The following is a 25,106-nucleotide window of genomic DNA, read 5'->3' on the forward strand; positions in this document are numbered from 1 at the left end:
ACCTTACATTATCATAATGACAAATTAACATAGTCGGAACATACGGCGCTTCTATGATTGTTTTCTCCTCGTTACAAATTCGTCGCGGCGTGCGCGTCCTGCTGGATAACGCCACTGCTACCATCAACCCGGGCCAGAAAGTGGGTCTGGTCGGCAAAAACGGCTGCGGTAAATCCACCCTGCTGGCACTGCTGAAAAACGAGATTAGCGCAGATGGCGGAAGCTTTACTTATCCGGGAAACTGGCAGCTCGCCTGGGTGAACCAGGAGACGCCCGCCCTGAGCGAACCGGCGCTCGACTATGTTATCGACGGCGACCGTGAATACCGTAAGCTCGAAGCGGAACTCAACGCCGCGAACGAGCGCAACGACGGTCACGCCATCGCTACCGTTCACGGCAAGCTGGACGCCATTGACGCATGGACAATTCGCTCCCGCGCCTCCAGCCTGCTGCACGGACTGGGCTTCAGCAACGAACAGCTTGAACGTCCGGTCAGCAATTTCTCCGGCGGCTGGCGCATGCGCCTCAACCTGGCGCAGGCGCTGATCTGCCGCTCTGACCTGCTGCTGCTCGATGAACCCACTAACCACCTCGATCTCGATGCGGTTATTTGGCTGGAGAAGTGGCTCAAGAGCTATCAGGGCACTCTGATTCTCATCTCCCATGACCGCGACTTCCTTGACCCGGTGGTGGATAAAATCATTCATATCGAACAGCAAACGATGTTCGAGTACACCGGCAACTACAGCTCCTTTGAGCGCCAGCGCGCGACGCGCCTTGCCCAGCAGCAGTCAATGTATGAAAGCCAGCAGCAGCGCGTGGCGCATCTGCAGAGCTTTGTGGATCGCTTCAAGGCCAAAGCCTCAAAAGCCAAGCAGGCCCAGAGCCGCATCAAGATGCTGGAACGCATGGAGATGATTGCCCCGGCACACGTGGATAACCCGTTCCACTTCAGCTTCCGCGCGCCGGAAAGCCTGCCTAATCCGCTGCTGAAAATGGAAAAGGTCAGCGCGGGCTATGGGGAGCGCACCATCCTCGACTCCATCAAGCTCAACCTGGTGCCGGGTTCGCGCATTGGCCTGCTGGGGCGTAATGGCGCAGGTAAATCAACGCTCATCAAACTGCTGGCCGGCGAGCTTAACCCGGTCAGCGGTGAAATCGGGCTGGCGAAGGGCATCAAGCTGGGCTACTTCGCCCAGCATCAGCTGGAATTTTTACGCGCGGATGAATCCCCGATTCAGCACCTCGCGCGTCTGGCGCCGCAGGAGATGGAGCAGAAGCTGCGCGATTACCTCGGCGGCTTCGGTTTCCAGGGCGATAAGGTGACTGAAAACACCGAGCGCTTCTCCGGGGGCGAAAAAGCCCGTCTGGTGCTGGCGCTGATCGTCTGGCAGCGGCCCAACCTGCTGCTGCTCGATGAACCGACCAACCACCTGGATCTCGACATGCGCCAGGCCCTGACCGAAGCGCTGATCGAGTTCGAAGGCGCGCTGGTTGTGGTTTCGCACGACCGTCACCTGATCCGCTCCACCACGGACGATCTTTATCTGGTACACGGCGGCAAAGTCGAACCGTTCGACGGCGATCTGGAAGACTACCAGCAGTGGCTGACGGACGTGCAGAAGCAGGAAAACCAGCCGGAAGAGTCAGCCAAAGACAACGCCAACAGCGCGCAGTCGCGTAAAGACCAGAAGCGCCGCGAAGCGGAGCTGCGCACCCAGACCCAGCCGCTGCGTAAAGAGATTGCCCGTCTCGAAAAAGAGATGGAAAAGCTCAACGCCACGCTTGCCACCGTTGAAGAGAAGCTCGGCGACAGCGGTCTGTATGACCAGAGCCGAAAAGCTGAACTGACGGACTGCCTGCAAACGCAGGCGAAGACTAAATCGAGCCTCGAAGCGTGCGAGATGGCGTGGCTGGACGCGCAGGAACAGCTGGAAGCGATGCTGCAGGCAGATTAAACCATCGGGAGGGTTATGCGTTTCGATACCACGTGCGACATTACATTCCGTAAGCTCAGCATCTTCATGACCTTCATGGAGAAGGGGAACATCGCGCGGACCGCCGAAACGCTGGGCCTGAGCGGTGTCAGCGTACACCGCGCGCTGCACACCCTGGAAGAGAACGTGCGCTGCCCCCTCTTTACCCATAAGGGGCGTAACCTGATTGCGCTCCCCTCCGCCTGGACGCTGCTGGAGTATTGTCAGGAGGTGATGCAGGTGATGGAGCGCGGGCTGGAAGAGTCCCGCAAAATTGCCGGTGTTGGTCAGGGGCGGCTGCGCGTGGGCACGCTCTACTCGCTGACGCTGGAAACCGTGCCGCGTCTTATTATGGGTATGAAGCTGCGCCGTCCCGATCTCGAAATGGATCTGACGATGGGCTCCAACGACACCCTGCTGCACATGCTGGACGAAGGCTCGCTGGACGCGATTCTTATCTCCATTTCCGAAAGCGACATCGACCGTAACAGCCTCGAAGTGCTGCCGCTATTCCATGACGACATCTTCCTTGCTGCACCGGCTTCCGCCACGCTGAATACCCGCGGCCCCGCGGATCTGCGTGATTACAAAGACCAGAAATTTGTCGCTCTTGCAGAAGGGTTCGCCACGTATGCAGGGTTTCAGGAAGCGTTTCATATCGCCGGGTTCGAACCGGAGATTGTTACCCGGGTGAATGACATTTTCTCGATGCTGAGCCTGGTGCAGGCTGGCGTTGGTTTTACGCTGATGCCGGGCAGGATGAAGAAGGTGTACGAGAATTCCGTGCAGCTCCTCAAGCTGGCGGAGCCGTACCAGATGCAGCAGCTGATCGCGATTGTCTTTGCCCGCAACCGTGAGCATGATCCGAGCCTGCGGGCATTGGCCGCCGAGGGGCGGATGTATGCGCGCAGCTTGCAGGAAAGTGTCTGATATATTGCCCGGTGGCGGCTGCGCCTTACCGGGCTAAAAACTCACGCACGAAGTCGCTTCGCCAGATGCACCGCCACGTCCACCCCGCTGCGCTCCAGCGAAATGGTCTCTCCTTCCCACGCAGCCTGCCGCGTCAGGCAGGTCAGTACGCCGCCGGGCGGCATTTCAATCGCCAGTCGGGCTTCACGTTCGTTAGCGGAAATCACCGCCTCCTGCCAGCGCACGGTTCGCGCCATGTTCATCGCCAGATCGTCAGCGATTTTTTCCGGCTGCCAGAGCACGCGGCCGGTACTGCCGCTCAGGTAGGCGCAGCGTGGACGAGCCAGCGTGACGGACTCAAACGCCGCCGCCAGCTTTTGTGCCGGTTCCGACAGCAGTTCACAGTGGGACGGCACGCTTACCGCCAGCCGTCTGGCCTTACTCGCCCCTTTTGCCAGCGCGCGTGCCGCCACCTGCGCCATCCCGTCATCGCTTCCGGCGATCACGATCTGCGTTTCAGCGTTCAGGTTGGCAATGTAGGTTCCGGTGCCTTCAATCAGCGTTTCCACCTGCGGCAGGGTTAAGCCCATGATTGCCGTCAGGCCATAGCCGTGCGGGTAAGCCTGCTCCATCAGATCACCGCGCAGCGCCACCAGCTTCAGCGCGTCCGAAAAGTCCAGCGCGCCTGCGATAACCGCCGCCGGATAAGCGCCGATGGACAGCCCGCTGACGATATCCGGCGTCACGCCACGGCGCTCCAGCTCGCGCCCCCAGGCCACACCGGCAATCAGCAGCGAAAGCTGAACCGCGCGGGTATGGGTTAACGCGTCTGCGCCGTCCAGCGTATCCACTTCGGCGCCAAGCACCTCTCGCGCCTGTTCCAGCTCCGCTCCCGGCAGTTTTTGCAGCATCCCTTCATGCTGCGTGCCCTGTCCCGGAAAGGTAAACAATATTTTCATCACTCCTCCCTGCGCCACGGATCCGCCACCAGGCGCGGTCCGCGGCGAGTTTTCAGCAGCGTTTTTCCGTCGCGCAACCACTCCGCCAGCGCGAAGCCTCCTTCGGGCGTATCGACCTGCGTATCCGCCCGGCACAATGCGCGGCTCAGCTGCGACTGCCATGCGGTAAAAGCATCAGGGGAAATCGGCTGCGGCGCGCGGATCAGCAGATCAAGATCGCTGTCGGCATGTATAACCGGAATGCCGGTCGCCAGCGCGTAGCCGGTGCTGCCGGTAATACCCCACGTCCACGGCCATGCCTGCTGAGCAAGCTGCAGCGCCACCTGAACCGGCTGCTGGGTGACAAACGGCGAATGCAGCAGATCGGCGGTAACGCACAGATCTTCAGGCGATATCACGCGCAGCACGTTTTCCGGCTTCACCCATCCGGCCGCACGCTGGTCGCGACGCAGACCGCGCACGCCAACGGGAATGCGGCCTTCACTATCAACATCACGCCGCACCACTACCGGCAGGCCAGTATGCCAGGCCGCCTCCACCCAGGATTCGGTGATGCCTTCCAGCGCGTCTCGCGCGCTAAGCCAGATGAGGTCGTGCGGGCGTAATGTTGTGGTCATGGTTACATTCCTGAAGTCAGCGAGATAAACAGCGGCAGCGACAGGATACACAGTACGGAGCTTAACAGCAGCACGGCTTCAGCATCCGGCGACTGCACGCCAAAACGGTTACCGAACACCACGCCGAAGAAGCCCGCGGAGAGCGCAATCATCAGGATAGCGGTGATCGCCACGGAGCCGTGCAGACCGAAGATAAGCACAATACCCCAGGCAATCGCTGGCTGAATCAGCAGCTTGGCGATGGTGGAGGTGATCACCATGGTGTTGATCTGCAGCTTGCGGGCAGAGAGGATCACCCCGGTCAGGAACAGTGCCGCAGCGGTGGCGGACAGCCCCAGCGGTTTAATCGCCGCAAGCACCAGTTCCGGCATTTTGATCCCGATGGCGGAAAGAATCACGCCCAGCAGCGGGCCCATCACGATCGGTTTCTTAATGGAGCGCCACATCAGCACCGGCAGCATGGAGAGCGTTGAGCCGGAATTATTCCCCTCGGCGCGTGCTTTCTCACGCTCCAGGATCAGCAGGCAGAACGGCGTCATCAGCACTGAACCGCAGGCAATAGAGACCGCAACGGAAAGCGACGTGGACGATCCTTCACCCAGCACGCTGCCCAGAATAGGCAGGCCAAGCGCCGCGTAGTTCGGCAAAGCTACCGTCAGGGTCAGCACGGCCGCATCCTGGGGGGATTTCTTAAAGACGTTGGTGGCGAGGAAGTAGATGGCCGCATAGGTAATCCACATCGCCAGCGTCAGCACCAGAATCAGCGGTGACTGCGCCACGATGCCGGTCCACGGGGTTTGCACGGTGGCGCTGAACAGCGCGGCAGGCAGTGCAAAATCCATCACGAAGATATTCAGCAGGGAAACATTTTTGTTATCGACCATCTTTGCCTTACCGGCCCAGAATCCCAGCAGCATGATGACGAAAATCGGTGCAAGAGCATGAACAATTACGTAAGTCATAAATCACCTGTAGTAAAAAAGTTTAAGCACTGGCGCGATGATTATTATTTTCAGGATGCAGGCTCCCGCGCGGGCGCAGCAGGCGCGCCCACGGGGTTTGCATCTCTGGCAGGTCTTTTTTTTACTTACCAGCTGGCTCGCATACGTTCGCGTACGAGCGCCGAGCTGCGGCGGTTGTCAGCACCGAGACGATTTTTAAGCGTCGCGTCCTGACGAGCGTCACTGATGGCCTGTTGCAGGGTGGTTTTCACCTGAGCCAGATCGTTATCGGATGGGGCATCCGGGTTGCTGATGTCCAGCAGGCTGGAGAGCAGTCCCAGCGTGGCATAGTTGCTGATGTCGTACGCCATGGGCGGAATGGTTGCCGCCAGTTTTTCCAGCGCCTCGACGGTACGCAGGGTGATACGCGCCGCAGACTCTTTGCCCATCGCGTGGATCAGCACGCCCTTGTCGTTGAAGGCGATCAGACGGTTGGCCTGGTAGCCGTGCGCCAGGAACGCGCCGGACATCGCCTTGCCGACGATCAGGCCAATCACCGGGTGACCAGCCAGGCGCGCGTTAGCATACGCAGCAGCGGCTCCCGCCAGCGCCTGATGAATACCAAACGCCTCTTCGCGACGGCCATAGGCCTGGCTTGGGACGTCAATCACCGCCACTATCGGGCGCTTCACGGCCTTATCGGCATCCGCCGCTACGGTTTCGCTGACCACTTTTGCCAGCGTCCAGCCTTCCAGCAGACCCACTTCGCCTTTCGCCGCCCGCGGGAAGTGGTTGTTGGCATCCGGCACCACGGCCACAAAGCGCACCGTCTCACCGTTCAGCTCGCCGTCTGCCGCCTGAACGGACGGGCAGAGCCCCGCGATACGTTTGGCGTTCGGGGCGAGAGTTTTCAGCCAAAGCTCGCCGCGGCTCATTGTGTTACTCATCATTTCACCTCCCGGGCAAAAAGCGCGTGAATCTGTTCGGCATCGGCCTGTTTGCGGGTGTCGAAATTGGTCAGACGGTTCAGGTAATCGTCGTAGTTATCGGTGCGGTGTTTCGCCGGTACGCCCTTCGCAATCGCCTCGTTCATCGCCGCCTTCACCGCGTTTACGCCGTCGCCCACCAGGGCATCCACCAGCCTGCTTTGATAGCGCACTTCGCCGCCGGTCATGCTCCAGATAAACGGACGGTCGCGGGAGTCGTACTCTTCAATGCCCGCTTCCTGCTCGATAACCTGCGGACCGTTGAGGCCAAGACGCGCTTCGCGGGTCACGATCAGGTAGCTGCATAGCGCCGCGGCAATGGACATCCCGCCGAAGCAGCCCACGGTCCCGGCCACAATCCCGATGACGGGCGTGTAGCGACGCAGGTCTACAATCGCTGCGTGGATATCGGCAATCGCCGCCAGGCCGAGGTTAGCCTCCTGCAGACGCACGCCGCCGGTTTCGAGGCACAGCACCGCCTGCGTCGGAATGCCGTTGCGGTTATCTTCCGCCGCCAGCTCCAGCGCCGCCGCCATTTTGGCGCCAGACACTTCGCCCATGCTGCCGCCCTGGAACGCGCCTTCAATCGCGACCACGACCGCAGGCTGACCGTTGATGGTGCCTTTCGCCACCACCATGCCGTCATCGGCCTGCGGGACAATGCCCTGTGGCCCAAGCCACGGCGAGATAATGCCTTCAAACGGATCCAGCAGTTCGCGGTAGCTGCCGTCATCCAGCAGGGCCTGCGCGCGCTGGCGCGCTTTTAGTTCGATAAAGCTGCTGTCATCACGCATGGCTCACCCCCTCAAAAACCTGTTCGATGCGAATGCGCGCCACGCCCGGCGTCGCGCCGAAGTCGTGGATGGTCAGTTTGCCTGCAGGCAGGCTGCTGACGGTGTGCAGGCGGTTCAACAGCGCCTCCCAGCGGCCACGGCTGTTGTCGACGGAGGTGGTGATATCAACGATTAAGGTCTGGCCCGGTTCGGCGGTGAAGAGCACCTCCATATCCCCGGAGCCGACGACGCCTGCCAGCGCCCTGCCGCTTAACGCGCGGCTGGCGGGCACGGTCAATGTAATTTTTTCCATAACATCCTCTTAATGCTTTGAATAAGGCGTTTCGACACGATCGAGAAACAGCGCGGCGGCAAGCAGGTCGGCAGCGCCGCCCGGTGAAGCGTTAAGCGCCAGCATCTGACGGTCCAGGTTCGCCAGCGCCTGCTGGCCTTCGGACGTTGCACAGCCTCCGGCGTTCAGTACAGCGCGGGCACCGCTCTGCATGGCGTCCAGCCCCTCCATTCCGGCGCGGGACAGCACGCAGGTATCGGTGAGCGAGGTCATGATGGCCATCAGCGCGTCGAGCCTGGCGTACGTTTCGCTGCTGCCGTTGAGACGGCTGAGGCGAAGCTGCGGCAATGCGCGCTGCATAACGTGCGGGAATGCCTGCTGCGCCTCTTCACGCGCGCCCGGCACGCGGTAGCGGTGCGTGGCTCGCAGGCCTTTGCTGAACACTTTCGGTGCCGCCTCGTCCGGGAGTTTCGCCAGCTGCGCGGCAGTGTTCGCGACGGCCTGCGCAGTTGCATCCCCGCCCAACATCGCCACCGCGCTTACCAGCAATCCCAGCGCCCAGATCGCGCCACGATGGGTATTCACCCCGTCGGTGGCCGCCATCATCTGCTTCTCGCCTTCGCGGCCAAGACGGCCAACGGTTTGTCGAAGCGCAATATCTGCCGGACGCAGCCAGCTTTGCTGCGCCAGCGCCTGAAACGTGGGGGTCAGGCTGCGCGCGGAGCGCTCCATCAGCGCAAGGGATAAATCGTGGTGCGCGCCGTTCCCCCGACTGTCCACCAGACCGGGTTTCGGGCTTAAACGTGCTTCGTCAATCAGACACTGCGTGGCGGTTCGCGCCAGCCATTCGGCACCGCCTTCAGCCTGAATCTGGGGCAGAAGTGTCATTACCAGCTCCGGAATTTCGCAGGTGGGTTATACAGACCGCCGGACCACTCCACGAGGTCAGACACGCTGCCCGCAGCCAGCAGAGAGCGGGTGGCGTCGGTGCGGCGAATCCCCATATCTTCCGGATACACCACCTTGCCGCTCTGGCGCAGTTCCGCCACGCGCCTGGCGTCCACACCCAGGCCGATATCGGTGATCCCCGCGACGGCGGCGACCATGGCACGACGCTCTTCCAGATCTTTCGCCCGGTAGAGGTAGGCAATCCCCTCTTCCGTCAGCACGTGCGTCACGTCATCGCCGTAAATCATCACCGGTGCCAGCGGCATGCCGGAGGCTTTCGCCACGTCTACGGCATCGAGTTTTTCCACGAAGGTTGGCTTCACGCCCGCCTGGAAGGTTTCCACCATCTGCACGACGAGTTTTTTACCGCGCTGCATTGGGTCAGGCTCGGTGATCATGTTCAGCCAGGCCGGCGTGGCGTGGCGGCGACCATGCGGGTCATGGCCCATGTTTGGCGCACCACCGAAGCCAGAAAGACGACCGCGAGTCACGGTTGAGGAGTTGGCGTAACCGTCAACCTGCAGCGTAGAGCCGATGAACATATCCACCGCGTACTGGCCTGCCAGCTGGCAGAAGGCGCGGTTGGAACGCATGGAGCCGTCGGCACCGGTAAAGAACACGTCCGGACGGGCGCGGATGTACTCTTCCATCCCCAGCTCGCCGCCGAAGCAGTGCACGCTTTCGACCCAGCCGCTTTCAATGGCCGGAATCAGCGTCGGATGTGGATTCAACGTCCAGTGCTTACAGATTTTGCCCTTCAGACCGAGCTGTTCGCCGTAGGTAGGTAGCAGCAGCTCAATCGCCGCAGTGTTAAAGCCGATACCGTGGTTCAGGGACTGCACCTGATGCTCCGCGTAGATGCCTTTGATGGCCATCATCGCCATCAGAATATGTTCCTGTTTAATCAGGCGCGGGTCGCGGGTGAACAGCGGTTCGATGAAGAACGGCTTATCTGCAACGACCACGTAGTCAATCCAGGAGCCTGGAATATCTACGCGCGGCAGATCGCACTCGTCGTCCACCAGCTCGTTCACCTGTGCGATGACGATACCGTCGTGGAACGCAGCGGCTTCCACCAGCGCCGGGGTATCTTCGGTACTCGCCCCGGTGTAGAGGTTGCCTTTGCGGTCCGCTTTAAAACCGGCAATCAGCGCCACGTTGGGCGAAAGGTCGACATAGAGGCGTGAGTACAGTTCGATGTAGGTATGGATCGCGCCGATTTCGAGCTGACCATCTTCCAGCAACTGGGAGATCCGCAGGCTTTGTGTCCCGGAGAAGGAGAAGTCCAGCTTGCGGGCGATGCCTTTTTCAAAGATATCCAGATGCTCGCTGCGGCCAACGCTCGGCATGATCATATGCAGGTCGTGGACGATTTGCGGGTTCACTTCGGCAAGCGAGCGGGACAGAAAATCCGCCTGCTTCTGGTTGTTGCCCTCCAGTACGACTTTGTCGCCCGGTGCGATCAGTTTTTCCAGCATGCCGACAATATCGCCGGTTGGCAGTACTTTCCCCTGCACCGGTACGGACGTCAGTCGACGCGCTTTCTCGCTGCGTCGTGTGTTCCATTGCCGCGCGGGTGTTTGCCCAGATAACATTATTAACCTCCTGATTCAGCACATCATTCTGATTTGCTTAACGTTGAGTAAAGTCTGCGCTCTGGCGAGAAAGGCATCAATTAAGCGTAGGGCGGAATCATTAGCCTGAGAGTAATAATCAAGGTAAATATTTGTGATCGGGATCAGTTCCTGGTTCGGAAATCCAGGCTAAACGGGGTACAATTCGGAAAGTATCGTAAATTTCCGACAAGAATCAGCATCGCGCTTATGACCCAAATCATTCCTTCAGACTTCGACATTGCGGCCGAAGACAGCACCGAGTTCGTGCCCCTGCGCGGCGTGGCCAATCCCCATTTGCAGACCATGCTGCCGCGGCTGATCCGCCGCAAGGTTCAGTTCACTCCGCACTGGCAGCGGCTTGACCTGCCAGACGGTGATTTTCTGGATCTCGCCTGGAGCGAAGCGCCGGAACAGGCGCGTCATAAGCCTCGTCTGGTGGTCTTTCACGGTCTCGAGGGGAGCCTGCACAGCCCGTATGCACATGGGTTAATTGAGGCAGCAAAAGCGCGCGGCTGGCTCGGCGTGGTGATGCATTTTCGCGGCTGTAGCGGCGAGCCGAACCGGCAGAAACGCATTTATCACTCGGGTGAAACCGAAGACGGAACGTGGTTCTTACACTGGCTGCGGGACAACTTTGGCACCGTGCCAACGGCCGCCGTGGGCTATTCGCTGGGTGGAAATATGCTCGCCTGCCTGCTGGCCAAAGAGGGCGACAGCGTACCGCTGAATGCTGCAGTGATTGTTTCCGCGCCGTTTATGCTGGAGCAGTGCAGCTACCATATGGATAAAGGCTTTTCCCGCGTTTATCAGCGCTACCTGCTTAACCTGCTGAAGGCCAACGCGGCGCGTAAGCTCAAGGCCTACCCGGATACCCTGCCGGTAAGCCTGCGCCAGCTGAAAAAGGTGCGTCGTATTCGCGAGTTCGACGATCTGATCACTGCGAAAATCCACGGCTTCGCCGATGCAATTGACTATTATCGTCAGTGCAGCGCCATGCCGCTGCTCAGCAAAATCACGCAGCCGACGCTGATCATTCACGCCAAGGATGACCCGTTTATGGATCACCACTCGATCCCCGCGCAGGAATTCCTGCCCGACAACGTTCACTATCAGTTAACTGAACATGGCGGCCACGTTGGGTTTATCGGCGGCACGCTGCGCCGCCCGAAAATGTGGCTGGAGGCGCGTATTCCTGACTGGCTTACTCCTTACCTGGACGGTGCAAAATGATCATTCCCTGGCAAGATCTGGCTCCCGAAACGCTCGATAATCTGATTGAAAGCTTTGTATTACGCGAAGGCACCGATTATGGTGAACATGAGCGTTCGCTTGAGCAAAAGGTCAACGATGTTAAACGCCAGCTGAAAAGCGGCGACGTGGTGCTGGTGTGGTCAGAACTGCATGAGACGGTCAATATCATGCCCCGCAACGCGTTTCACGGCTGATCTTCCAACCTTTTCAGTCAGGGAGTTGCTATGTCTGCCAGACATCCCATTATTGCCGTTACGGGGTCGAGTGGTGCGGGAACCACCACCACCAGCCTCGCTTTTCGCAAGATTTTCGCCCAGCTGAATCTCCGTTCGGCGGAGGTCGAAGGCGACAGCTTTCACCGCTATACGCGTCCGGAGATGGACATGGCGATCCGCAAGGCGCGCGATCTGGGTAAACACATCAGCTACTTCGGCCCGGAAGCCAATGATTTCGGTCTGCTGGAGCAAACCTTCCGCGAATACGGGCAGAGCGGTACCGGGCAGTCCCGCAAGTATCTTCACACCTACGATGAAGCCGTACCCTGGAACCAGGTACCGGGCACCTTTACCCCCTGGCAACCGCTGCCGGAACCCACCGATGTATTATTTTATGAAGGATTGCACGGCGGCGTGGTTACGCCTCAGCACGACGTGGCGCGCCACGTGGATCTTCTGGTCGGGGTGGTTCCTATCGTTAACCTGGAGTGGATCCAGAAGCTAACGCGTGACATGAGCGAGCGCGGCCATTCGCGCGAGGCGGTGATGGACTCCGTGGTGCGCTCCATGGAAGACTACATCAATTACCTCACGCCACAGTTCTCCCGCACCCACATTAACTTCCAACGCGTGCCGACGGTGGACACCTCCAATCCGTTCGCGGCGAAAAGCATCCCGTCGCTGGACGAGAGCTTTGTGGTGATCCACTTCCGCAATCTTGAAGGCATTGATTACCCCTGGCTGCTGGCGATGCTGCAGGGCTCGTTTATTTCGCACATGAATACGTTAGTGGTGCCGGGTGGAAAAATGGGGCTGGCAATGGAGCTCATCATGACGCCGCTGGTTCAGCGGTTGATGGAAGGGAAGCAGATCGCGTAAAGATGTTCCCTCTCCCCGTGGGAGAGGGTTAGGGTGAGGGCATCAACACGCACGATGCCCCGTGAATCACACCTCAATCACTTCATACGAATGCGTAATTTTTACCGCTTTCTCCAGCATTAGCGCCACAGAGCAGTACTTCTCCGCAGACAGGTCCACCGCGCGTGAAACCGCCGCGTCTTTCAGCGCTTTCCCGGTGACAACAAAGTGCAGATTAATGTGGGTGAACAGGCGTGGCGCCTCTTCGCGACGTTCTGAGGTGAGTTTAACCTCGCAATCCGTTACGTCATGACGACCTTTTTGCAGAATCGACACCACGTCAATCGCGCTGCATCCACCTGCCGCCATCAGCACCATTTCCATTGGGCTCGGCGCTTTATCGCCGGAGTTACCATCCATCAAAATCTGGTGTCCTGACGCGGACTCCCCCAGGAACGTTAAACCTTCAACCCACTTCACGCGCGCTTGCATATTCATTAACTCCAACGTTGCATTTTTGGTGACAGATTACGCGTGCGTTACATTTCTCGCAATGGAAGGCGACCTGCATCATGCTGAAGCGAGACACCAGGAGACACGCGGCGAAAGCTATGCTAAAACACTCAGGATGCTACAGTAATACATTGACGTTACACATGTATGCAGAGGACATCAAACTTTACTGGCTGCGAAACGTTACGACAGCCGACTTCCCAGGGTATGGGTAAGAATTCGATTGCAACCCCAGAGTCCGGATGCATCTGATGACTCTGGTGACAGCTTATAACAGAGGATAACAGCGCATGGTGCTTGGCAAACCGCAAACAGACCCGACTCTCGAATGGTTCTTGTCTCATTGCCACATTCATAAGTACCCATCGAAGAGCACGCTGATTCACCAGGGTGAAAAAGCGGAAACGTTGTATTACATCGTCAAAGGCTCGGTGGCAGTGCTGATCAAAGATGAGGAAGGGAAAGAGATGATCCTTTCTTATCTGAACCAGGGCGATTTTATCGGTGAACTGGGCCTGTTTGAAGAAGGCCAGGAACGTAGCGCCTGGGTTCGTGCAAAGACAGCATGTGAAGTGGCTGAAATTTCTTACAAGAAATTCCGTCAGCTGATTCAGGTAAACCCTGACATCCTGATGCGTCTTTCTTCCCAGATGGCGCGCCGTCTGCAGGTGACGTCAGAGAAAGTGGGTAACCTCGCCTTCCTGGACGTGACCGGCCGTATCGCGCAAACCCTGCTGAACCTGGCGAAACAGCCAGACGCGATGACCCACCCGGACGGCATGCAAATTAAAATTACCCGTCAGGAAATTGGTCAGATCGTTGGTTGCTCCCGTGAAACAGTGGGCCGTATTCTGAAAATGCTGGAAGATCAAAACCTGATCTCCGCCCACGGTAAAACCATCGTGGTTTACGGAACCCGTTAATCCTGCTTAAACGGCGTGCCATCGCGAGGTGTCACGCCGTTTTTGTCTCTTTTCCCCATGTGGCGCAGGCTGATCTATCACCCGGAAGTTAACTACGCACTGCGACAAACGCTGGTGTTGTGTCTTCCTGTGGCCGTGGGCCTGCTCCTAGGTCATCTTCAGCAGGGCCTGCTGTTTTCCCTCGTGCCCGCCTGCTGCAACATCGCCGGTCTGGACACGCCGCATAAGCGCTTTTTCAAACGCCTGATTATCGGGGGCTGCCTGTTTGCAGGCTGTAGCCTCGCGGTGCAGCTGTTACTGGCTCGCGATATTCCCCTGCCACTGATCCTGACCGTGCTGGCGATGACCCTCGGCGTCACGGCGGAAATCAGCTCGCTGCACGCTCGCCTGCTTCCAGCGTCACTCATTGCGGCCATCTTTACCCTGAGCCTCGCCGGGAATATGCCCGTGTGGGAGCCGCTGCTGATCTACGCCCTCGGCACGCTGTGGTACGGGCTGTTTAACTGGTTCTGGTTCTGGCTATGGCGAGAGCAGCCGCTGCGAGAATCTCTGAGCCTGCTCTACGTGCAGCTTGCGGATTACTGCGAAGCCAAATACACCCTGCTCACCCAGCATACCGATCCGGAAAAATCCTTACCGCCGCTGCTGACGCGCCAGCAAAAAGTGGTGGATTTGATAAGCCAGTGCTATCAGCAGCTGCATATGCTCGCCGCAAACAAGAACCACGAGTACAAACGGCTGCTGCGTACCTTCCAGGTGGGGCTGGACCTTCAGGAGCATATCTCCGTTAGCCTTCATCACCCGCAGGAGGTGCAAAAGCTGGTTGAGCGCAGCCATGCCGAAGCGGTGATTCGCTGGAACGCGCAGACCGTCTCCGCGCGCCTGCGGGTGCTGGCTGACGATATACTTTATCACCGCTACCCCACGCGCTTTAACATGGACAAACAGCTCGGCGCGCTGGAGAAAATTGCCCGTCAGCACCCGGAAAATCCGGTCGGCCAGTTTGCCGCCTGGCACTTCAGCCGCATCGCCCGCGTGCTGCGCACCCAGCGACCGCTTTATCCCCGCGACCTGATGGCGGATAAACAAAAACGTCTGCCGCTGCTGCCGGCGCTCAAAAGCTATCTTTCTCTTAAATCGTCCGCCCTGCGCAACGCCGCACGAATTAGCGTCATGCTCAGTATCGCCAGCCTGATGGGCATGGCGCTGCACCTGCCTAAACCCTACTGGATCTTAATGACCGTGCTGTTTGTCACCCAGAACGGCTATGGCGCCACGCGGGTGCGCATTCTGCACCGAGCGGGCGGCACGATGGCGGGGCTGATAATTGCAGGCGTGACGCTGCACTTTCACGTGCCCGAGGGCTATACCCTGGCGGGCATGCTGGCTATCACCCTGGTGAGCTATCTAATCATTCGCAAAAACTACGGCTGGGCGATGGTGGGCTTTACGGTAACGGCGGTATATACCCTGCAGCTGCTTACGCTTAACGGCGAACAGTTCATCGTTGCCCGCCTGATCGACACGCTGATTGGCTGCCTGATCGCCTTTGGCGGTATGGTCTGGCTGTGGCCACAGTGGCAGAGCGGGCTGCTGAGGCAAAACGCCCACGACGCGCTGGAGGCCGATCAGCAGGCCATTCGTCTGATCCTGAGCGACGATCCGCAGCCTTCCCCGCTTGCCTACGAACGTATGAAGGTCAACCAGGCGCATAACGCCCTCTTTAACTCGCTGAATCAGGCGATGCAGGAGCCGGGCTTTAATTCACATTATCTGGCGGATATGAAGCTGTGGGTGACGCACAGCCAGTTTATCGTCGAGCATATCAACGCCATGACGACGCTGGCGCGCGAGCACACGATGCTGACGCCGGATCTGGCGCAGCGCTATTTGCAGTCGTGTGAAATTGCGTTGCAGAGGTGTCAGCAGCGTCTGGAGTATGACGCGCCGGGCGAATCGGGCGACTCAAACATTCTGGAAGCGCCGGAGACGTTAACCCACGGGCCGATGAGCACGCTGGAGCAGCATTTGCAGCGTGTGCTGGGACATCTGAACACCATGCACACCATTTCGTCGGTGGCATGGCGTCAGCGCCCGCATCACGGGATTTGGTTAACGCGCCGGTTAAAGCGAACCGAGTATTAGCCTTTAACGAGCTTCGCGACCGCCGCGGCAAAGCGGGTTAACCCGTCTTCTATATCTTTTTCTTCCACCACCAGCGACGGCGCAAAGCGCATCACGTCCGGCCCCGCGTTGAGCACCATGACGCCTTCATGCGCGGCAGCGTGAAGGAAATCGCGCGCGCGGCCTTTGTACTGCGGCTTCAGCTCGGCGCCAATCAACAGCCCCATTCCGCGGATCTCGCTGAACACGTCGTACTGTTCATCAATCTTTTTCAGGTGTTTCACAAACAGCTCGCGTTTCGCGCTAACGCCGTTCAGCACTTCCGGCGTGTTGATGATGTCGAACGCGGCTCCCGCCACGGCGCTCGCCAGCGGGTTACCGCCGTAGGTGGAGCCGTGAGATCCGACGTGGAACGCGGAGGCGATCTCCTGCGTCGTCAGTACCGCACTCACCGGGAAACCACCGCCGAGCGCTTTGGCGCTGGTCAGAATATCCGGCGTCACGTCGTAGTGCATGTAGGCAAACAGGTCTCCGGTACGCCCCATCCCGCACTGTACCTCATCAAACACCAGCAGCGCCTGATGTTCGTCGCACAGCGCGCGCAGCCCTTTCAGGAACTCCGGGGTCGCCGCCGTCACGCCGCCTTCGCCCTGAATCGGCTCCACCACTACCGCGCAGGTGTGGTCGTCCATCACCGCTTTCACCGCGTGCAGATCGTTAAACGGCACGTGGACGATGTCTGCCGGTTTTGGGCCAAAGCCGTCGGAATACTTCGGCTGGCCGCCAACGGAGACGGTAAAGAAAGAGCGTCCGTGGAAGGCGTTATGGAAGGCGATGATTTTGGTTTTGTAAGGACTGTGACGCGTTGTCGCGTAGTAGCGCGCCAGCTTGAAGGCGGTTTCGTTGGCCTCGGTGCCGGAGTTCATAAACAGCACGCGCTCGGCAAAGGTGGCATCAATGATCTTACGGCCCAGGCGCAGCGCCGGTTCGTTGGTGAACACGTTACTGGTGTGCCACAGGGTTTCGCCCTGGGTTTTCAGCGCCTCCACCAGCGCAGGATGGCAGTGACCCAGCGCCGTAACCGCAATACCGCCCGCGAAATCCACATACTCTTTGCCCTGCTGATCCCAGACGCGGCTGCCCTTCCCCTTCACCGGGATAAACTCAGCCGGTGCATAAATCGGCAGAATCACTTCATCGAATGTCGCGCGGGTAATTGCTGGTTGTTCAGTTGCCATGTCATGCCCATCCATTTTATGTCACATTGATTGTGAAAATATAATCACAAAATATGCATAAAAAATCACAGCAAGGCAACAGATATTCAGCGATTAAGGAAATTTGCCAGCAGCGCGTGCCCCTGCTCGCTGAGGATACTTTCCGGGTGGAACTGCACGCCTTCGAGATCCCACTCGTGGTGGCGAATCCCCATGATCTCCTGGGTATCGCTCCAGGCGGTCACGTCAAAGCAGTCGGGTAGCGTCGGCGGGTCAATCACCAGCGAATGGTAGCGCGTCACGGTTAACGGGTTATTAAGCCCTGTGAATACGCCCGTGCCGGTGTGGGTAACCGGCGAGGTTTTGCCGTGCATCACTTTTGCGGCACGCACGATGGTAGCCCCAAATACCTGGGCAATCGCCTGATGGCCGAGACAGACGCCCAGGATCGGCAGCCTGCCGGCATAGTGGTGAATAACGTCCAGAGAAATGCCCGATTCCGATGGCGTACACGGCCCCGGCGAAATGACGATTTTCTGCGGAGCCAGCGACTCGATATCGGCCAGGCTGAGCTCGTCGTTGCGGCGGACAACCACCTCTGCACCCAGTTCGCAAAAATACTGGTAAAGGTTCCAGGTGAAGGAATCGTAGTTATCAATCAGCAGAATCATGGCGGCTCCCGAAAAAAATGCCGCCCTATTCTACTCAGATTCCCGCGCTTCGCTCACTACTTTGGCAAAGATAACGCTCAGTGCGCTCAAATCGCCCATGGCGCCGCTTCGGTTCGCCGCTACCCACTGCTCGGGATCGATATCCCGCCAGCTCAGCGCGTAACCTGCATGGATAGCCAGCTGCTCAAAGAAGACGCGCTGCGCAATGCCATTACCGCGGATAAAGGGATGCAGCATGTTGATTTCACAGTAGTAGTGACTCACTTTGTCAACAAACGCCGCTTTTTCCAGACCCACAAGATACTTTTCGCTTTCCAGCGCCGCCATCAGCTCATTACCCATCTTCTCGATGTACTCAAAATGGCAAAAGGGAATGTCACCCTTAAAAATATCGTCGGTACGGAATTCGCCTGCCTGCCTCATCTCTCTGTGATACAGATGACGGTGGATAAGGCACAGATGCGGTAACCCGGGCGCTGAAGGCCCAAGCTCCAGCGTCTCAATGCCGGGCTCCGCAGGACCATTACCTTTTTCAAGGAGACAACTGGCCTGAAAATTGACGTTACGCTGCTGCTCCCAGAGACGGGATTTTTGCTTGTCGGTGAGTTTTTTCACTTAACGCCTCCCTGAATAGTCCGTTTGCCACAAGTATAAGCAGCAAAACGCGCTTTCGCAGGGAGGGGACACAGCACGGGCGAGGATCGCCCGTGTCGAAGAGGCTTATGGCAGAACTTTCGCGGAGAGGATCACGACAGGTTTGGACGGCACATTCTGGTACGGGCCAACGTCATGAGTCGGTACCTGCGAAATCTTGTCCGCCACGTCCATCCCTTTCACGATTTTACCGAAGACCGCATAGCCGAAGTCACGCTGGCCGTGGTCGAGGAAGGCGTTATCCGCCACGTTCAGGAAGAACTGGCTGGTAGCGCTGTCTTTATCCGCCGTGCGCGCCATGGAGATAGTGCCGCGCTTGTTCAGCAGGCCATTGTCCGCTTCGTTTTTAATAGGCGGGTTCGGCTGTTTCTGCTGCATCTGCTCGTTGAAGCCGCCGCCCTGAATCATGAAGCCAGGGATCACGCGGTGGAAGGTGGTGTTGTTGTAGAAACCACTGTTCACGTAGTCGAGGAAGTTTTTCACAGATACCGGAGCTTTCTGGCTATTCAGTTCCAGCTCAATGTTCCCGGCAGAGGTGGTCAACAGAACGTGAGGGTCCCCATTTGCTGCCAGCGCAGCAGGGGAAACGGCAGAAAGAGCAAACACAGCTGCGACAGCCGCCAGTGTTGATTTGAGCATGAGAATTCCTTAACAAAGCGCAGTATAAAAAGCGAATGGCTTGATTCTAAAGAGCAGTATGAACGTAGACCAGCCTTTTACCTAATTTTACGAAATTGAAACAATTATTACTGCGCAAACGATTGGTTAGACCGTCACTTAATGTGATTTAGATCACATTAAAACCTGCAATGACATAATCATTACCCTTAAAAGATAGGAATGGATCACTTTAGCGACTAAAATCTGCCCGCTCTCAGCGCCCCTTCGGCGCTTTTCTTTTTCTGAACAGGCCAGACATGACTAACAGCAATCGCATCAAGCTCACATGGATCAGCTTTTTCTCCTACGCCCTTACCGGCGCGTTGGTGATCGTCACCGGGATGGTGATGGGAAATATCGCAGACTACTTCCAGCTGCCCGTTTCCAGCATGAGTAATACCTTCACCTTCCTCAACGCGGGGATCCTGATCTCTATCTTCCTGAATGCCTGGTTGATGGAAATTGTCCCGCTGAAAACACAGCTGCGCTTTGGCTTTGTGCTGATGGTCGCCGCCGTGGCGGGCCTGATGCTGAGCCACAGCATTGCACTGTTCTCCGCCGCCATGTTCGTGCTTGGTCTGGTTAGCGGGATCACCATGTCGATCGGTACGTTCCTGATTACCCATATGTATGAAGGCCGTCAGCGCGGCGCGCGCCTGCTGTTTACCGACTCCTTCTTCAGCATGGCCGGAATGATTTTCCCGATGGTCGCCGCCGTTCTGCTGGCGCGCAGCATTGAGTGGTACTGGGTATACGCCTGCATCGGCCTCGTCTACGTGGCGATCTTTATCCTGACCTTCGGCTGTGAGTTCCCGGTGCTGGGCAAGAAAGCGCAAACTACTGCAGAGCCCGTCGCGAAAGAGAAATGGGGCATCGGCGTGCTGTTCCTCTCCATCGCCGCCCTGTGCTACATCCTGGGCCAGCTGGGCTTTATCTCCTGGGTACCGGAATACGCCAAAGGCCTGGGCATGAGCCTGAACGACGCGGGTAAACTGGTGAGCGATTTCTGGATGTCTTACATGTTCGGCATGTGGGCGTTTAGCTTCATCCTGCGCTTCTTCGACCTGCAGCGCATTCTGACCGTGCTCGCAGGCCTGGCGACCGTGCTGATGTACCTGTTCATCAACGGTTCACCGGAGCATATGCCGTGGTTCATTCTGACCCTGGGCTTCTTCTCCAGCGCGATTTACACCTCGATCATCACCCTGGGCTCCCTGCAGACCAAAGTGGCCTCGCCGAAGCTGGTCAACTTCGTGCTGACCTGCGGCACCATCGGCACCATGCTCACCTTCGTGGTGACGGGCCCGATCGTTGCCCACAGCGGCCCGCTGGCGGCGCTGCATACCGCTAACGGTCTGTATGCCGTGGTGTTCATCATGTGCTTCGTTCTGGGCTTTGTGACCCGCCACCGCCAGCACAACGCGACAGCGACGTCTCACTAATCCCTACGCCCCTTTGCGCTCGGCAGAGGGGCTGTTTCTGGCAAAGCTCACCTCTTCTCCCCCGATATCCATCTGGATCCACGTCTGCGCCAGCTGCGTAGTAGCAATCACCCTCCCCTGACGGATTGACCAGCGCACCGGCACCTGGCAGCGCACGGCTTCAAACCCGCTCTCCGCAGGCAGAATAATCAGGTTCGCCGGATTTCCCGTCTCAATACCGTAATCGCTCATGCCAAAAGTACGGGCGCTGTTATGGGTGATCAGATTCAGGCCGCTGTCGATCTGCGGATAGCCCATCATCTGGCACACGTGCAGCCCCATGTGCAGCACCTGCAACATGTTGCCGGTGCCGAGCGGGTACCACGGGTCGAAGACGTCGTCATGGCCGAAGCAGACGTTGATGCCTGCCTCCTGCAGCTCTTTCACCCGGGTGATGCCGCGGCGCTTCGGATAATCGTCAAAACGCCCCTGCAGGTGGATATTCACCAGCGGGTTAGCCACGAAGTTAATCCCCGACATCTTCAGCAGGCGGAAAAGCCGCGAAGTGTAAGCGCCGTTGTAAGCGTGCATAGCGGTGGTGTGGCTGGCGGTCACCCGCGGGCCGATGCCGGCCTCATAGGCCAGCGCTGCCACTGTCTCGACAAAACGCGACTGTTCGTCGTCAATTTCATCGCAGTGGATATCCAGCGGTCGGTCATATTTCTTCGCCAGATCGAAAGCGATATGCAGCGACTGCACGCCATACTCCCGGGTGAACTCGAAGTGTGGGATCGCCCCCACCACATCAGCCCCCAGTTTTAGCGCCTCTTCCAGCAACGCCGCGCCGTTCGGGTAAGAGAGAATACCTTCCTGCGGGAACGCGACGATTTGCAGCGTCACCCACGGGGCAACCTCCTGCTTCACCTCCAGCATCGCCTTCAGGGCGGTGAGCGTCGGGTCGGAAACATCAACGTGGGTACGCACAAACTGAATGCCGTTGGCAATTTGCCACTTCAGCGTTTTCCAGGCACGCGCTTTCACATCTTCATGGCTGAGCAACGCTTTGCGCTCGGCCCAACGCTCAATGCCCTCAAATAGCGTGCCAGACTGGTTCCAGTTCGGCTCGCCCGCCGTCTGGGTGGTATCAAGATGGATATGCGGCTCAATAAACGGTGGAATAGCAAGCCCGCCGCGCGCGTTCAATACTTCATAACTTTCGGCGTGGGTGTCGTCCATTGGGGTGATGTCACCAAATCGGCCGTTCTCAATGGCAAGCTGCCACAGTCCTTCCCGGCCGGGTAAGCGAACATTCTGAACAAGCCAAAGCGGTGTTGTAGACATTTCATATCCCCTGATAAACGCAACATTGTTTACGCGTATTTTTGTTTAAAAATCCGCCATTGTTTTGTACACAAAATCGACGACATCGAAAAGCCTGCGATTTCCATAACTTATAAAAATCCTGACAAATCAGCCGCATACCCCCTAAGGAGTAGGCGAAGACGTATTTGATTTACATCAATAAGCGCACCTGCTGAATCGTTAAGGTAGGCAGTAATAGAAAAGAAATCGAGGCAAAAATGAGCAAAGTCAGACTCGCTATCATCGGTAACGGCATGGTCGGCCACCGCTTTATTGAGGATCTTCTTGATAAAGCCGATGCTGAGCAGTTCGATATTACCGTGTTCTGTGAAGAACCCCGCAAGGCGTACGACCGTGTGCACCTGTCATCCTACTTCTCCCATCATACCGCCGAAGAGCTCTCTCTGGTGCGCGAAGGATTCTACGAGAAGCATGGCGTAAAAGTGCTGGTGGGCGAACGCGCCATCACCATTAACCGTCAGGAAAAAGTGATCCACTCCAGCGCCGGGCGTACGGTTTTTTACGACAAGCTGATCATGGCGACGGGCTCGTATCCGTGGATCCCACCCATTAAAGGCTCGGAGACTCAGGATTGCTTCGTTTATCGCACGATTGAGGACCTCAACGCCATCGAATCCTGCGCGCGCCGAAGCAAACGCGGCGCGGTGGTCGGCGGCGGTCTGCTGGGTCTGGAAGCGGCTGGCGCGCTCAAAAACCTCGGGGTTGAAACCCACGTTATCGAATTTGCGCCAATGCTGATGGCCGAACAGCTGGACCACATGGGTGGCGACCAGCTTAAGCGTAAAATTGAAAGCATGGGCGTGAAGGTTCACACCAGCAAGAACACCAAAGAGATCGTGCAGGAAGGCACAGAGGCGCGTAAAACCATGCGCTTTGCCGACGGCAGCGAGCTGGAAGTGGACTTCATCGTCTTCTCCACCGGGATCCGCCCGCGCGACAAGCTGGCGACCCAGTGCGGTCTGGCGGTAGCGCAGCGCGGCGGGATCATGATTAACGACACCTGCCAGACTTCCGACCCGGATATTTACGCCATCGGCGAATGCGCCAGCTGGAACAACCGCGTATACGGTCTGGTCGCGCCAGGGTACAAAATGGCCCAGGTCGCCGTGGACCATATCCTCGGCAGCGAAAACGCCTTTACCGGCGCAGACATGAGCGCCAAGCTGAAGCTGCTGGGCGTCGACGTGGGCGGTATCGGCGATGCGCACGGCCGCACCCCGAACTCCCGCAGCTACGTTTACCTCGACGAAAGCAAAGAGGTCTACAAGCGTCTCATCGTCAGCCAGGACAACAAAACCCTGCTCGGCGCGGTGCTGGTGGGCGATACCAGCGACTTCGGTAACCTGCTCCAGCTGGTGCTGAACGCCATTGAGCTGCCGGAAAACCCGGACGCGCTGATCCTTCCGGCCCACGCCTCCAGCGGCAAGCCGTCTATCGGCGTGGATAAACTGCCGGACAGCGCGCAGATTTGCTCCTGCTTCGACGTCACTAAAGGCATGCTGATCTCCGCCATCAACAAAGGCTGCCACACCGTTGCGGCGCTGAAAGCCGAAACCAAAGCCGGTACCGGCTGCGGCGGCTGTATTCCGCTGGTGACTCAGGTACTGAACGCCGAGCTGGCGAAACAGGGCATCGAAGTGAACAACAACCTGTGCGAGCACTTCGCGTATTCTCGCCAGGAGCTGTACCACCTGATCCGCGTGGAGGGCATTAAGTCCTTCGACGAACTGCTGGCGAAGCACGGCCAGGGCTACGGCTGTGAAGTGTGTAAACCGACCGTCGGCTCGCTGCTGGCGTCCTGCTGGAACGAGTACGTGCTCAAACCAGAACACACGCCGCTGCAGGACACCAACGATAACTTCCTGGCGAACATCCAGAAAGACGGTACCTATTCCGTCATTCCGCGTTCCGCCGGTGGCGAAATCACCCCGGAAGGTCTGGTCGCCGTGGGCCGTATCGCCCGTGAATTTAATCTGTACACCAAAATCACCGGCTCCCAGCGTATCGGCCTGTTTGGCGCGCAGAAGGATGATCTGCCGGAAATCTGGCGTCAGTTGATAGAAGCAGGCTTCGAAACCGGCCACGCGTATGCCAAAGCGCTGCGAATGGCGAAAACCTGCGTGGGCAGCACCTGGTGCCGCTACGGCGTCGGCGACAGCGTGGGCTTCGGCGTTGAGCTGGAAAACCGCTACAAAGGCATCCGTACCCCGCACAAAATGAAGTTCGGCGTCTCCGGCTGTACCCGCGAATGTGCGGAAGCGCAGGGTAAAGACGTGGGGATCATCGCCACCGAGAAAGGCTGGAACCTGTACGTGTGCGGCAACGGCGGGATGAAACCACGCCACGCGGACCTGCTGGCGGCGGATCTCGATCGCGATACGCTGATCCAGTATCTCGACCGCTTTATGATGTTCTACATTCGTACCGCCGATAAGCTGACCCGTACCGCTTCCTGGCTGGATAACCTGGAAGGCGGTATCGACTACCTTAAGTCCGTCATCATCGACGACAAGCTGGGCCTGAACGAACAGCTGGAAGCCGAGATGGCTCGCCTGCGCGAGGCGGTGATCTGCGAGTGGACCGAAACCGTCAACACCCCGGCGGCGCAGACGCGCTTCAAACACTTTATCAACAGCACCCAGCGCGACCCGAACGTGCAGGTTGTACCGGAGCGTGAACAGCATCGCCCGGCAACACCGTATGAACGCATTCCGGTGACGCTGGTGGAGGAAAACGCATGAGCCAGTGGGTAAACATCTGCGAGATTAACGATATTCTGCCCGCCACCGGCGTGTGTGCGCTGCTGGGCAACGAGCAGGTCGCCATTTTCCGCCCTCGCCACGATGAACAGGTCTTTGCCATCAGCAATATCGACCCGTTCTTCGAGGCCAGCGTGCTCTCACGTGGACTGATTGCCGAGCATCAGGGTGAGCTGTGGGTCGCCAGCCCGCTGAAAAAGCAGCGTTTCCGCTTAAGCGACGGTTACTGCATGGAAGATGAAAGCTTCTCCGTGAAGCACTACGACGTCCGCGTTAAGGACGGCAAGGTGCAGCTCAAAGCGTAACCCTCCACCTTTTCAATAGGAAAGGCTTATGACCCCTTATGGGTAACGGCAGGAAAAACCGTATGTTCTGTACGATTCCTGCTGTTATCCTGACGTCAATTCTTACCCCCTCCTTGAATGCTGTGAGGTAACGTC

Annotated in this window: 24 protein-coding genes; 10 read left to right on the forward strand and 14 right to left on the reverse strand. The window is 58.2% G+C overall.

Going from position 1 to position 25,106, the window contains the following annotated elements; translation table 11 throughout:
- Positions 1 to 53 precede the first annotated feature (53 nt).
- Positions 54 to 1,958, forward strand: a complete 1,905-nt coding sequence (locus URZ40_RS03130) for an ABC transporter ATP-binding protein (protein WP_320719754.1) — start codon at positions 54 to 56, stop codon at positions 1,956 to 1,958.
- A gap of 15 nt (positions 1,959 to 1,973) precedes the next feature.
- Positions 1,974 to 2,906 carry a LysR family transcriptional regulator gene (locus URZ40_RS03135; RefSeq protein WP_163330664.1) on the forward strand — a complete coding sequence of 311 codons (933 nt, stop codon included), beginning with the start codon at positions 1,974 to 1,976 and terminating at the stop codon, positions 2,904 to 2,906.
- A gap of 41 nt (positions 2,907 to 2,947) precedes the next feature.
- Here URZ40_RS03135 and mdcH read toward each other — a convergent pair whose 3' ends face one another.
- The 8 genes from mdcH to mdcA form a co-directional block, all read right to left on the reverse strand.
- Positions 2,948 to 3,844, reverse strand: coding sequence for a malonate decarboxylase subunit epsilon (mdcH, locus tag URZ40_RS03140; protein ID WP_116342645.1), 897 nt, complete (start codon positions 3,842 to 3,844; stop codon positions 2,948 to 2,950).
- Positions 3,844 to 4,461 carry a malonate decarboxylase holo-ACP synthase gene (locus tag URZ40_RS03145; protein ID WP_192983685.1) on the reverse strand — a complete coding sequence of 206 codons (618 nt, stop codon included), beginning with the start codon at positions 4,459 to 4,461 and terminating at the stop codon, positions 3,844 to 3,846. Before URZ40_RS03145 ends, mdcH begins: the two co-directional genes overlap by 1 nt.
- Before the next feature lie 2 nt (positions 4,462 to 4,463).
- Positions 4,464 to 5,423: an AEC family transporter gene (locus tag URZ40_RS03150; protein WP_116342649.1), complete on the reverse strand. Its 960-nt coding sequence runs from the start codon at positions 5,421 to 5,423 to the stop codon at positions 4,464 to 4,466.
- Between the two features lie 125 nt (positions 5,424 to 5,548).
- Positions 5,549 to 6,349 (reverse strand): biotin-independent malonate decarboxylase subunit gamma, encoded by an 801-nt coding sequence (gene mdcE, locus URZ40_RS03155; protein WP_316380284.1) that lies wholly within the window; start codon positions 6,347 to 6,349, stop codon positions 5,549 to 5,551.
- The gene (locus URZ40_RS03160) at positions 6,349 to 7,182 is read right to left on the reverse strand and encodes a biotin-independent malonate decarboxylase subunit beta (protein WP_316380258.1); all 834 of its coding nucleotides are present in this window, start codon (positions 7,180 to 7,182) and stop codon (positions 6,349 to 6,351) included. Before URZ40_RS03160 ends, mdcE begins: the two co-directional genes overlap by 1 nt.
- Positions 7,175 to 7,474 (reverse strand): malonate decarboxylase acyl carrier protein, encoded by a 300-nt coding sequence (mdcC, locus tag URZ40_RS03165; RefSeq protein ID WP_316380257.1) that lies wholly within the window; start codon positions 7,472 to 7,474, stop codon positions 7,175 to 7,177. The genes URZ40_RS03160 and mdcC overlap by 8 nt, the downstream gene beginning before the upstream one ends.
- 9 nt (positions 7,475 to 7,483) lie before the next feature.
- A complete protein-coding gene (locus URZ40_RS03170; protein ID WP_316380256.1) occupies positions 7,484 to 8,341 on the reverse strand; it encodes a triphosphoribosyl-dephospho-CoA synthase in 858 nt (285 codons plus the stop codon).
- On the reverse strand, positions 8,341 to 9,996 hold the full coding sequence (gene mdcA / locus URZ40_RS03175) for a malonate decarboxylase subunit alpha (protein WP_316380255.1): 1,656 nt from the start codon (positions 9,994 to 9,996) through the stop codon (positions 8,341 to 8,343). The genes URZ40_RS03170 and mdcA overlap by 1 nt, the downstream gene beginning before the upstream one ends.
- A 228-nt stretch (positions 9,997 to 10,224) precedes the next feature.
- Between mdcA and URZ40_RS03180 the strand changes: the two genes are divergently transcribed.
- Genes URZ40_RS03180 through URZ40_RS03190 form a run of 3 tightly spaced genes read left to right on the forward strand, consistent with a single transcriptional unit; the run spans position 10,225 to position 12,362 of the window.
- The gene (locus tag URZ40_RS03180; RefSeq protein ID WP_302221003.1) at positions 10,225 to 11,247 is read left to right on the forward strand and encodes a hydrolase; all 1,023 of its coding nucleotides are present in this window, start codon (positions 10,225 to 10,227) and stop codon (positions 11,245 to 11,247) included.
- Entirely contained in the window at positions 11,244 to 11,462 is a 219-nt protein-coding gene (locus tag URZ40_RS03185; RefSeq protein ID WP_013099053.1) for a YheU family protein, read from the forward strand. Before URZ40_RS03180 ends, URZ40_RS03185 begins: the two co-directional genes overlap by 4 nt.
- A 30-nt stretch (positions 11,463 to 11,492) precedes the next feature.
- Positions 11,493 to 12,362, forward strand: coding sequence for a phosphoribulokinase (locus tag URZ40_RS03190; protein WP_116342661.1), 870 nt, complete (start codon positions 11,493 to 11,495; stop codon positions 12,360 to 12,362).
- A 66-nt stretch (positions 12,363 to 12,428) separates the two neighbouring features.
- Here URZ40_RS03190 and URZ40_RS03195 read toward each other — a convergent pair whose 3' ends face one another.
- Entirely contained in the window at positions 12,429 to 12,833 is a 405-nt protein-coding gene (locus tag URZ40_RS03195; protein ID WP_116342663.1) for an OsmC family protein, read from the reverse strand.
- A gap of 311 nt (positions 12,834 to 13,144) precedes the next feature.
- Between URZ40_RS03195 and crp the strand changes: the two genes are divergently transcribed.
- Positions 13,145 to 13,777 (forward strand): cAMP-activated global transcriptional regulator CRP, encoded by a 633-nt coding sequence (gene crp / locus URZ40_RS03200; protein ID WP_000242758.1) that lies wholly within the window; start codon positions 13,145 to 13,147, stop codon positions 13,775 to 13,777.
- Between the two features lie 57 nt (positions 13,778 to 13,834).
- On the forward strand, positions 13,835 to 15,922 hold the full coding sequence (locus tag URZ40_RS03205; protein ID WP_116342665.1) for a YccS/YhfK family putative transporter: 2,088 nt from the start codon (positions 13,835 to 13,837) through the stop codon (positions 15,920 to 15,922).
- Here URZ40_RS03205 and URZ40_RS03210 read toward each other — a convergent pair.
- The 4 genes from URZ40_RS03210 to ppiA all read right to left on the reverse strand — a co-directional run bounded on the left by URZ40_RS03210 (position 15,919) and on the right by ppiA (position 19,082).
- The gene (locus tag URZ40_RS03210) at positions 15,919 to 17,139 is read right to left on the reverse strand and encodes an aspartate aminotransferase family protein (RefSeq protein WP_192983696.1); all 1,221 of its coding nucleotides are present in this window, start codon (positions 17,137 to 17,139) and stop codon (positions 15,919 to 15,921) included. The two genes, URZ40_RS03205 and URZ40_RS03210, sit on opposite strands and share 4 nt — an antisense overlap.
- An 86-nt stretch (positions 17,140 to 17,225) precedes the next feature.
- A complete protein-coding gene (pabA, locus tag URZ40_RS03215) occupies positions 17,226 to 17,789 on the reverse strand; it encodes an aminodeoxychorismate synthase component 2 (protein WP_320719756.1) in 564 nt (187 codons plus the stop codon).
- A 30-nt stretch (positions 17,790 to 17,819) separates the two neighbouring features.
- The gene (locus tag URZ40_RS03220; protein WP_320719757.1) at positions 17,820 to 18,404 is read right to left on the reverse strand and encodes a putative adenosine monophosphate-protein transferase Fic; all 585 of its coding nucleotides are present in this window, start codon (positions 18,402 to 18,404) and stop codon (positions 17,820 to 17,822) included.
- A 105-nt stretch (positions 18,405 to 18,509) separates the two neighbouring features.
- Positions 18,510 to 19,082: a peptidylprolyl isomerase A gene (gene ppiA, locus URZ40_RS03225; protein WP_116342674.1), complete on the reverse strand. Its 573-nt coding sequence runs from the start codon at positions 19,080 to 19,082 to the stop codon at positions 18,510 to 18,512.
- A gap of 278 nt (positions 19,083 to 19,360) precedes the next feature.
- On the opposite strand from ppiA, the gene tsgA reads away from it, so the two are divergent.
- Positions 19,361 to 20,545: an MFS transporter TsgA gene (gene tsgA / locus URZ40_RS03230; RefSeq protein ID WP_316380254.1), complete on the forward strand. Its 1,185-nt coding sequence runs from the start codon at positions 19,361 to 19,363 to the stop codon at positions 20,543 to 20,545.
- Between the two features lie 3 nt (positions 20,546 to 20,548).
- On the opposite strand, the gene URZ40_RS03235 is transcribed toward tsgA, so the two are convergent.
- Positions 20,549 to 21,865 carry a cytosine deaminase gene (locus tag URZ40_RS03235; protein WP_320719758.1) on the reverse strand — a complete coding sequence of 439 codons (1,317 nt, stop codon included), beginning with the start codon at positions 21,863 to 21,865 and terminating at the stop codon, positions 20,549 to 20,551.
- Positions 21,866 to 22,104: 239 nt separating this feature from the next.
- On the opposite strand from URZ40_RS03235, the gene nirB reads away from it, so the two are divergent.
- A complete protein-coding gene (nirB, locus tag URZ40_RS03240) occupies positions 22,105 to 24,648 on the forward strand; it encodes a nitrite reductase large subunit NirB (protein ID WP_320719759.1) in 2,544 nt (847 codons plus the stop codon).
- Positions 24,645 to 24,971, forward strand: a complete 327-nt coding sequence (nirD, locus tag URZ40_RS03245) for a nitrite reductase small subunit NirD (RefSeq protein WP_116342682.1) — start codon at positions 24,645 to 24,647, stop codon at positions 24,969 to 24,971. The genes nirB and nirD overlap by 4 nt, the downstream gene beginning before the upstream one ends.
- The last annotated feature ends 135 nt before the right edge of the window (positions 24,972 to 25,106 follow it).

Origin of the sequence: Enterobacter sp. 296B2 (assembly GCF_034106185.1) — a bacterium.
Classification (GTDB): Bacteria; Pseudomonadota; Gammaproteobacteria; order Enterobacterales; family Enterobacteriaceae; genus Enterobacter; species Enterobacter cloacae_N.

What these genes read in the sequence shown, in the direction of transcription:
- URZ40_RS03160 (WP_316380258.1), bottom strand. Translation starts at nt 7,182, where the DNA reads ATGCGTGATGACAGCAGCTTTATCGAACTAAAAGCGCGCCAGCGCGCG.
- ppiA (WP_116342674.1), bottom strand. Translation starts at nt 19,082, where the DNA reads ATGCTCAAATCAACACTGGCGGCTGTCGCAGCTGTGTTTGCTCTTTCT.
- URZ40_RS03235 (WP_320719758.1), bottom strand. Translation starts at nt 21,865, where the DNA reads ATGTCTACAACACCGCTTTGGCTTGTTCAGAATGTTCGCTTACCCGGC.
- URZ40_RS03130 (WP_320719754.1), top strand. Translation starts at nt 54, where the DNA reads ATGATTGTTTTCTCCTCGTTACAAATTCGTCGCGGCGTGCGCGTCCTG.
- mdcE (WP_316380284.1), bottom strand. Translation starts at nt 6,349, where the DNA reads ATGAGTAACACAATGAGCCGCGGCGAGCTTTGGCTGAAAACTCTCGCC.
- URZ40_RS03205 (WP_116342665.1), top strand. Translation starts at nt 13,835, where the DNA reads ATGTGGCGCAGGCTGATCTATCACCCGGAAGTTAACTACGCACTGCGA.
- mdcH (WP_116342645.1), bottom strand. Translation starts at nt 3,844, where the DNA reads ATGAAAATATTGTTTACCTTTCCGGGACAGGGCACGCAGCATGAAGGG.
- URZ40_RS03185 (WP_013099053.1), top strand. Translation starts at nt 11,244, where the DNA reads ATGATCATTCCCTGGCAAGATCTGGCTCCCGAAACGCTCGATAATCTG.
- mdcC (WP_316380257.1), bottom strand. Translation starts at nt 7,474, where the DNA reads ATGGAAAAAATTACATTGACCGTGCCCGCCAGCCGCGCGTTAAGCGGC.
- nirB (WP_320719759.1), top strand. Translation starts at nt 22,105, where the DNA reads ATGAGCAAAGTCAGACTCGCTATCATCGGTAACGGCATGGTCGGCCAC.
- URZ40_RS03195 (WP_116342663.1), bottom strand. Translation starts at nt 12,833, where the DNA reads ATGCAAGCGCGCGTGAAGTGGGTTGAAGGTTTAACGTTCCTGGGGGAG.
- nirD (WP_116342682.1), top strand. Translation starts at nt 24,645, where the DNA reads ATGAGCCAGTGGGTAAACATCTGCGAGATTAACGATATTCTGCCCGCC.
- URZ40_RS03145 (WP_192983685.1), bottom strand. Translation starts at nt 4,461, where the DNA reads ATGACCACAACATTACGCCCGCACGACCTCATCTGGCTTAGCGCGCGA.
- mdcA (WP_316380255.1), bottom strand. Translation starts at nt 9,996, where the DNA reads ATGTTATCTGGGCAAACACCCGCGCGGCAATGGAACACACGACGCAGC.
- URZ40_RS03150 (WP_116342649.1), bottom strand. Translation starts at nt 5,423, where the DNA reads ATGACTTACGTAATTGTTCATGCTCTTGCACCGATTTTCGTCATCATG.
- crp (WP_000242758.1), top strand. Translation starts at nt 13,145, where the DNA reads ATGGTGCTTGGCAAACCGCAAACAGACCCGACTCTCGAATGGTTCTTG.
- URZ40_RS03190 (WP_116342661.1), top strand. Translation starts at nt 11,493, where the DNA reads ATGTCTGCCAGACATCCCATTATTGCCGTTACGGGGTCGAGTGGTGCG.
- URZ40_RS03135 (WP_163330664.1), top strand. Translation starts at nt 1,974, where the DNA reads ATGCGTTTCGATACCACGTGCGACATTACATTCCGTAAGCTCAGCATC.
- pabA (WP_320719756.1), bottom strand. Translation starts at nt 17,789, where the DNA reads ATGATTCTGCTGATTGATAACTACGATTCCTTCACCTGGAACCTTTAC.
- URZ40_RS03180 (WP_302221003.1), top strand. Translation starts at nt 10,225, where the DNA reads ATGACCCAAATCATTCCTTCAGACTTCGACATTGCGGCCGAAGACAGC.
- URZ40_RS03210 (WP_192983696.1), bottom strand. Translation starts at nt 17,139, where the DNA reads ATGGCAACTGAACAACCAGCAATTACCCGCGCGACATTCGATGAAGTG.
- tsgA (WP_316380254.1), top strand. Translation starts at nt 19,361, where the DNA reads ATGACTAACAGCAATCGCATCAAGCTCACATGGATCAGCTTTTTCTCC.
- URZ40_RS03170 (WP_316380256.1), bottom strand. Translation starts at nt 8,341, where the DNA reads ATGACACTTCTGCCCCAGATTCAGGCTGAAGGCGGTGCCGAATGGCTG.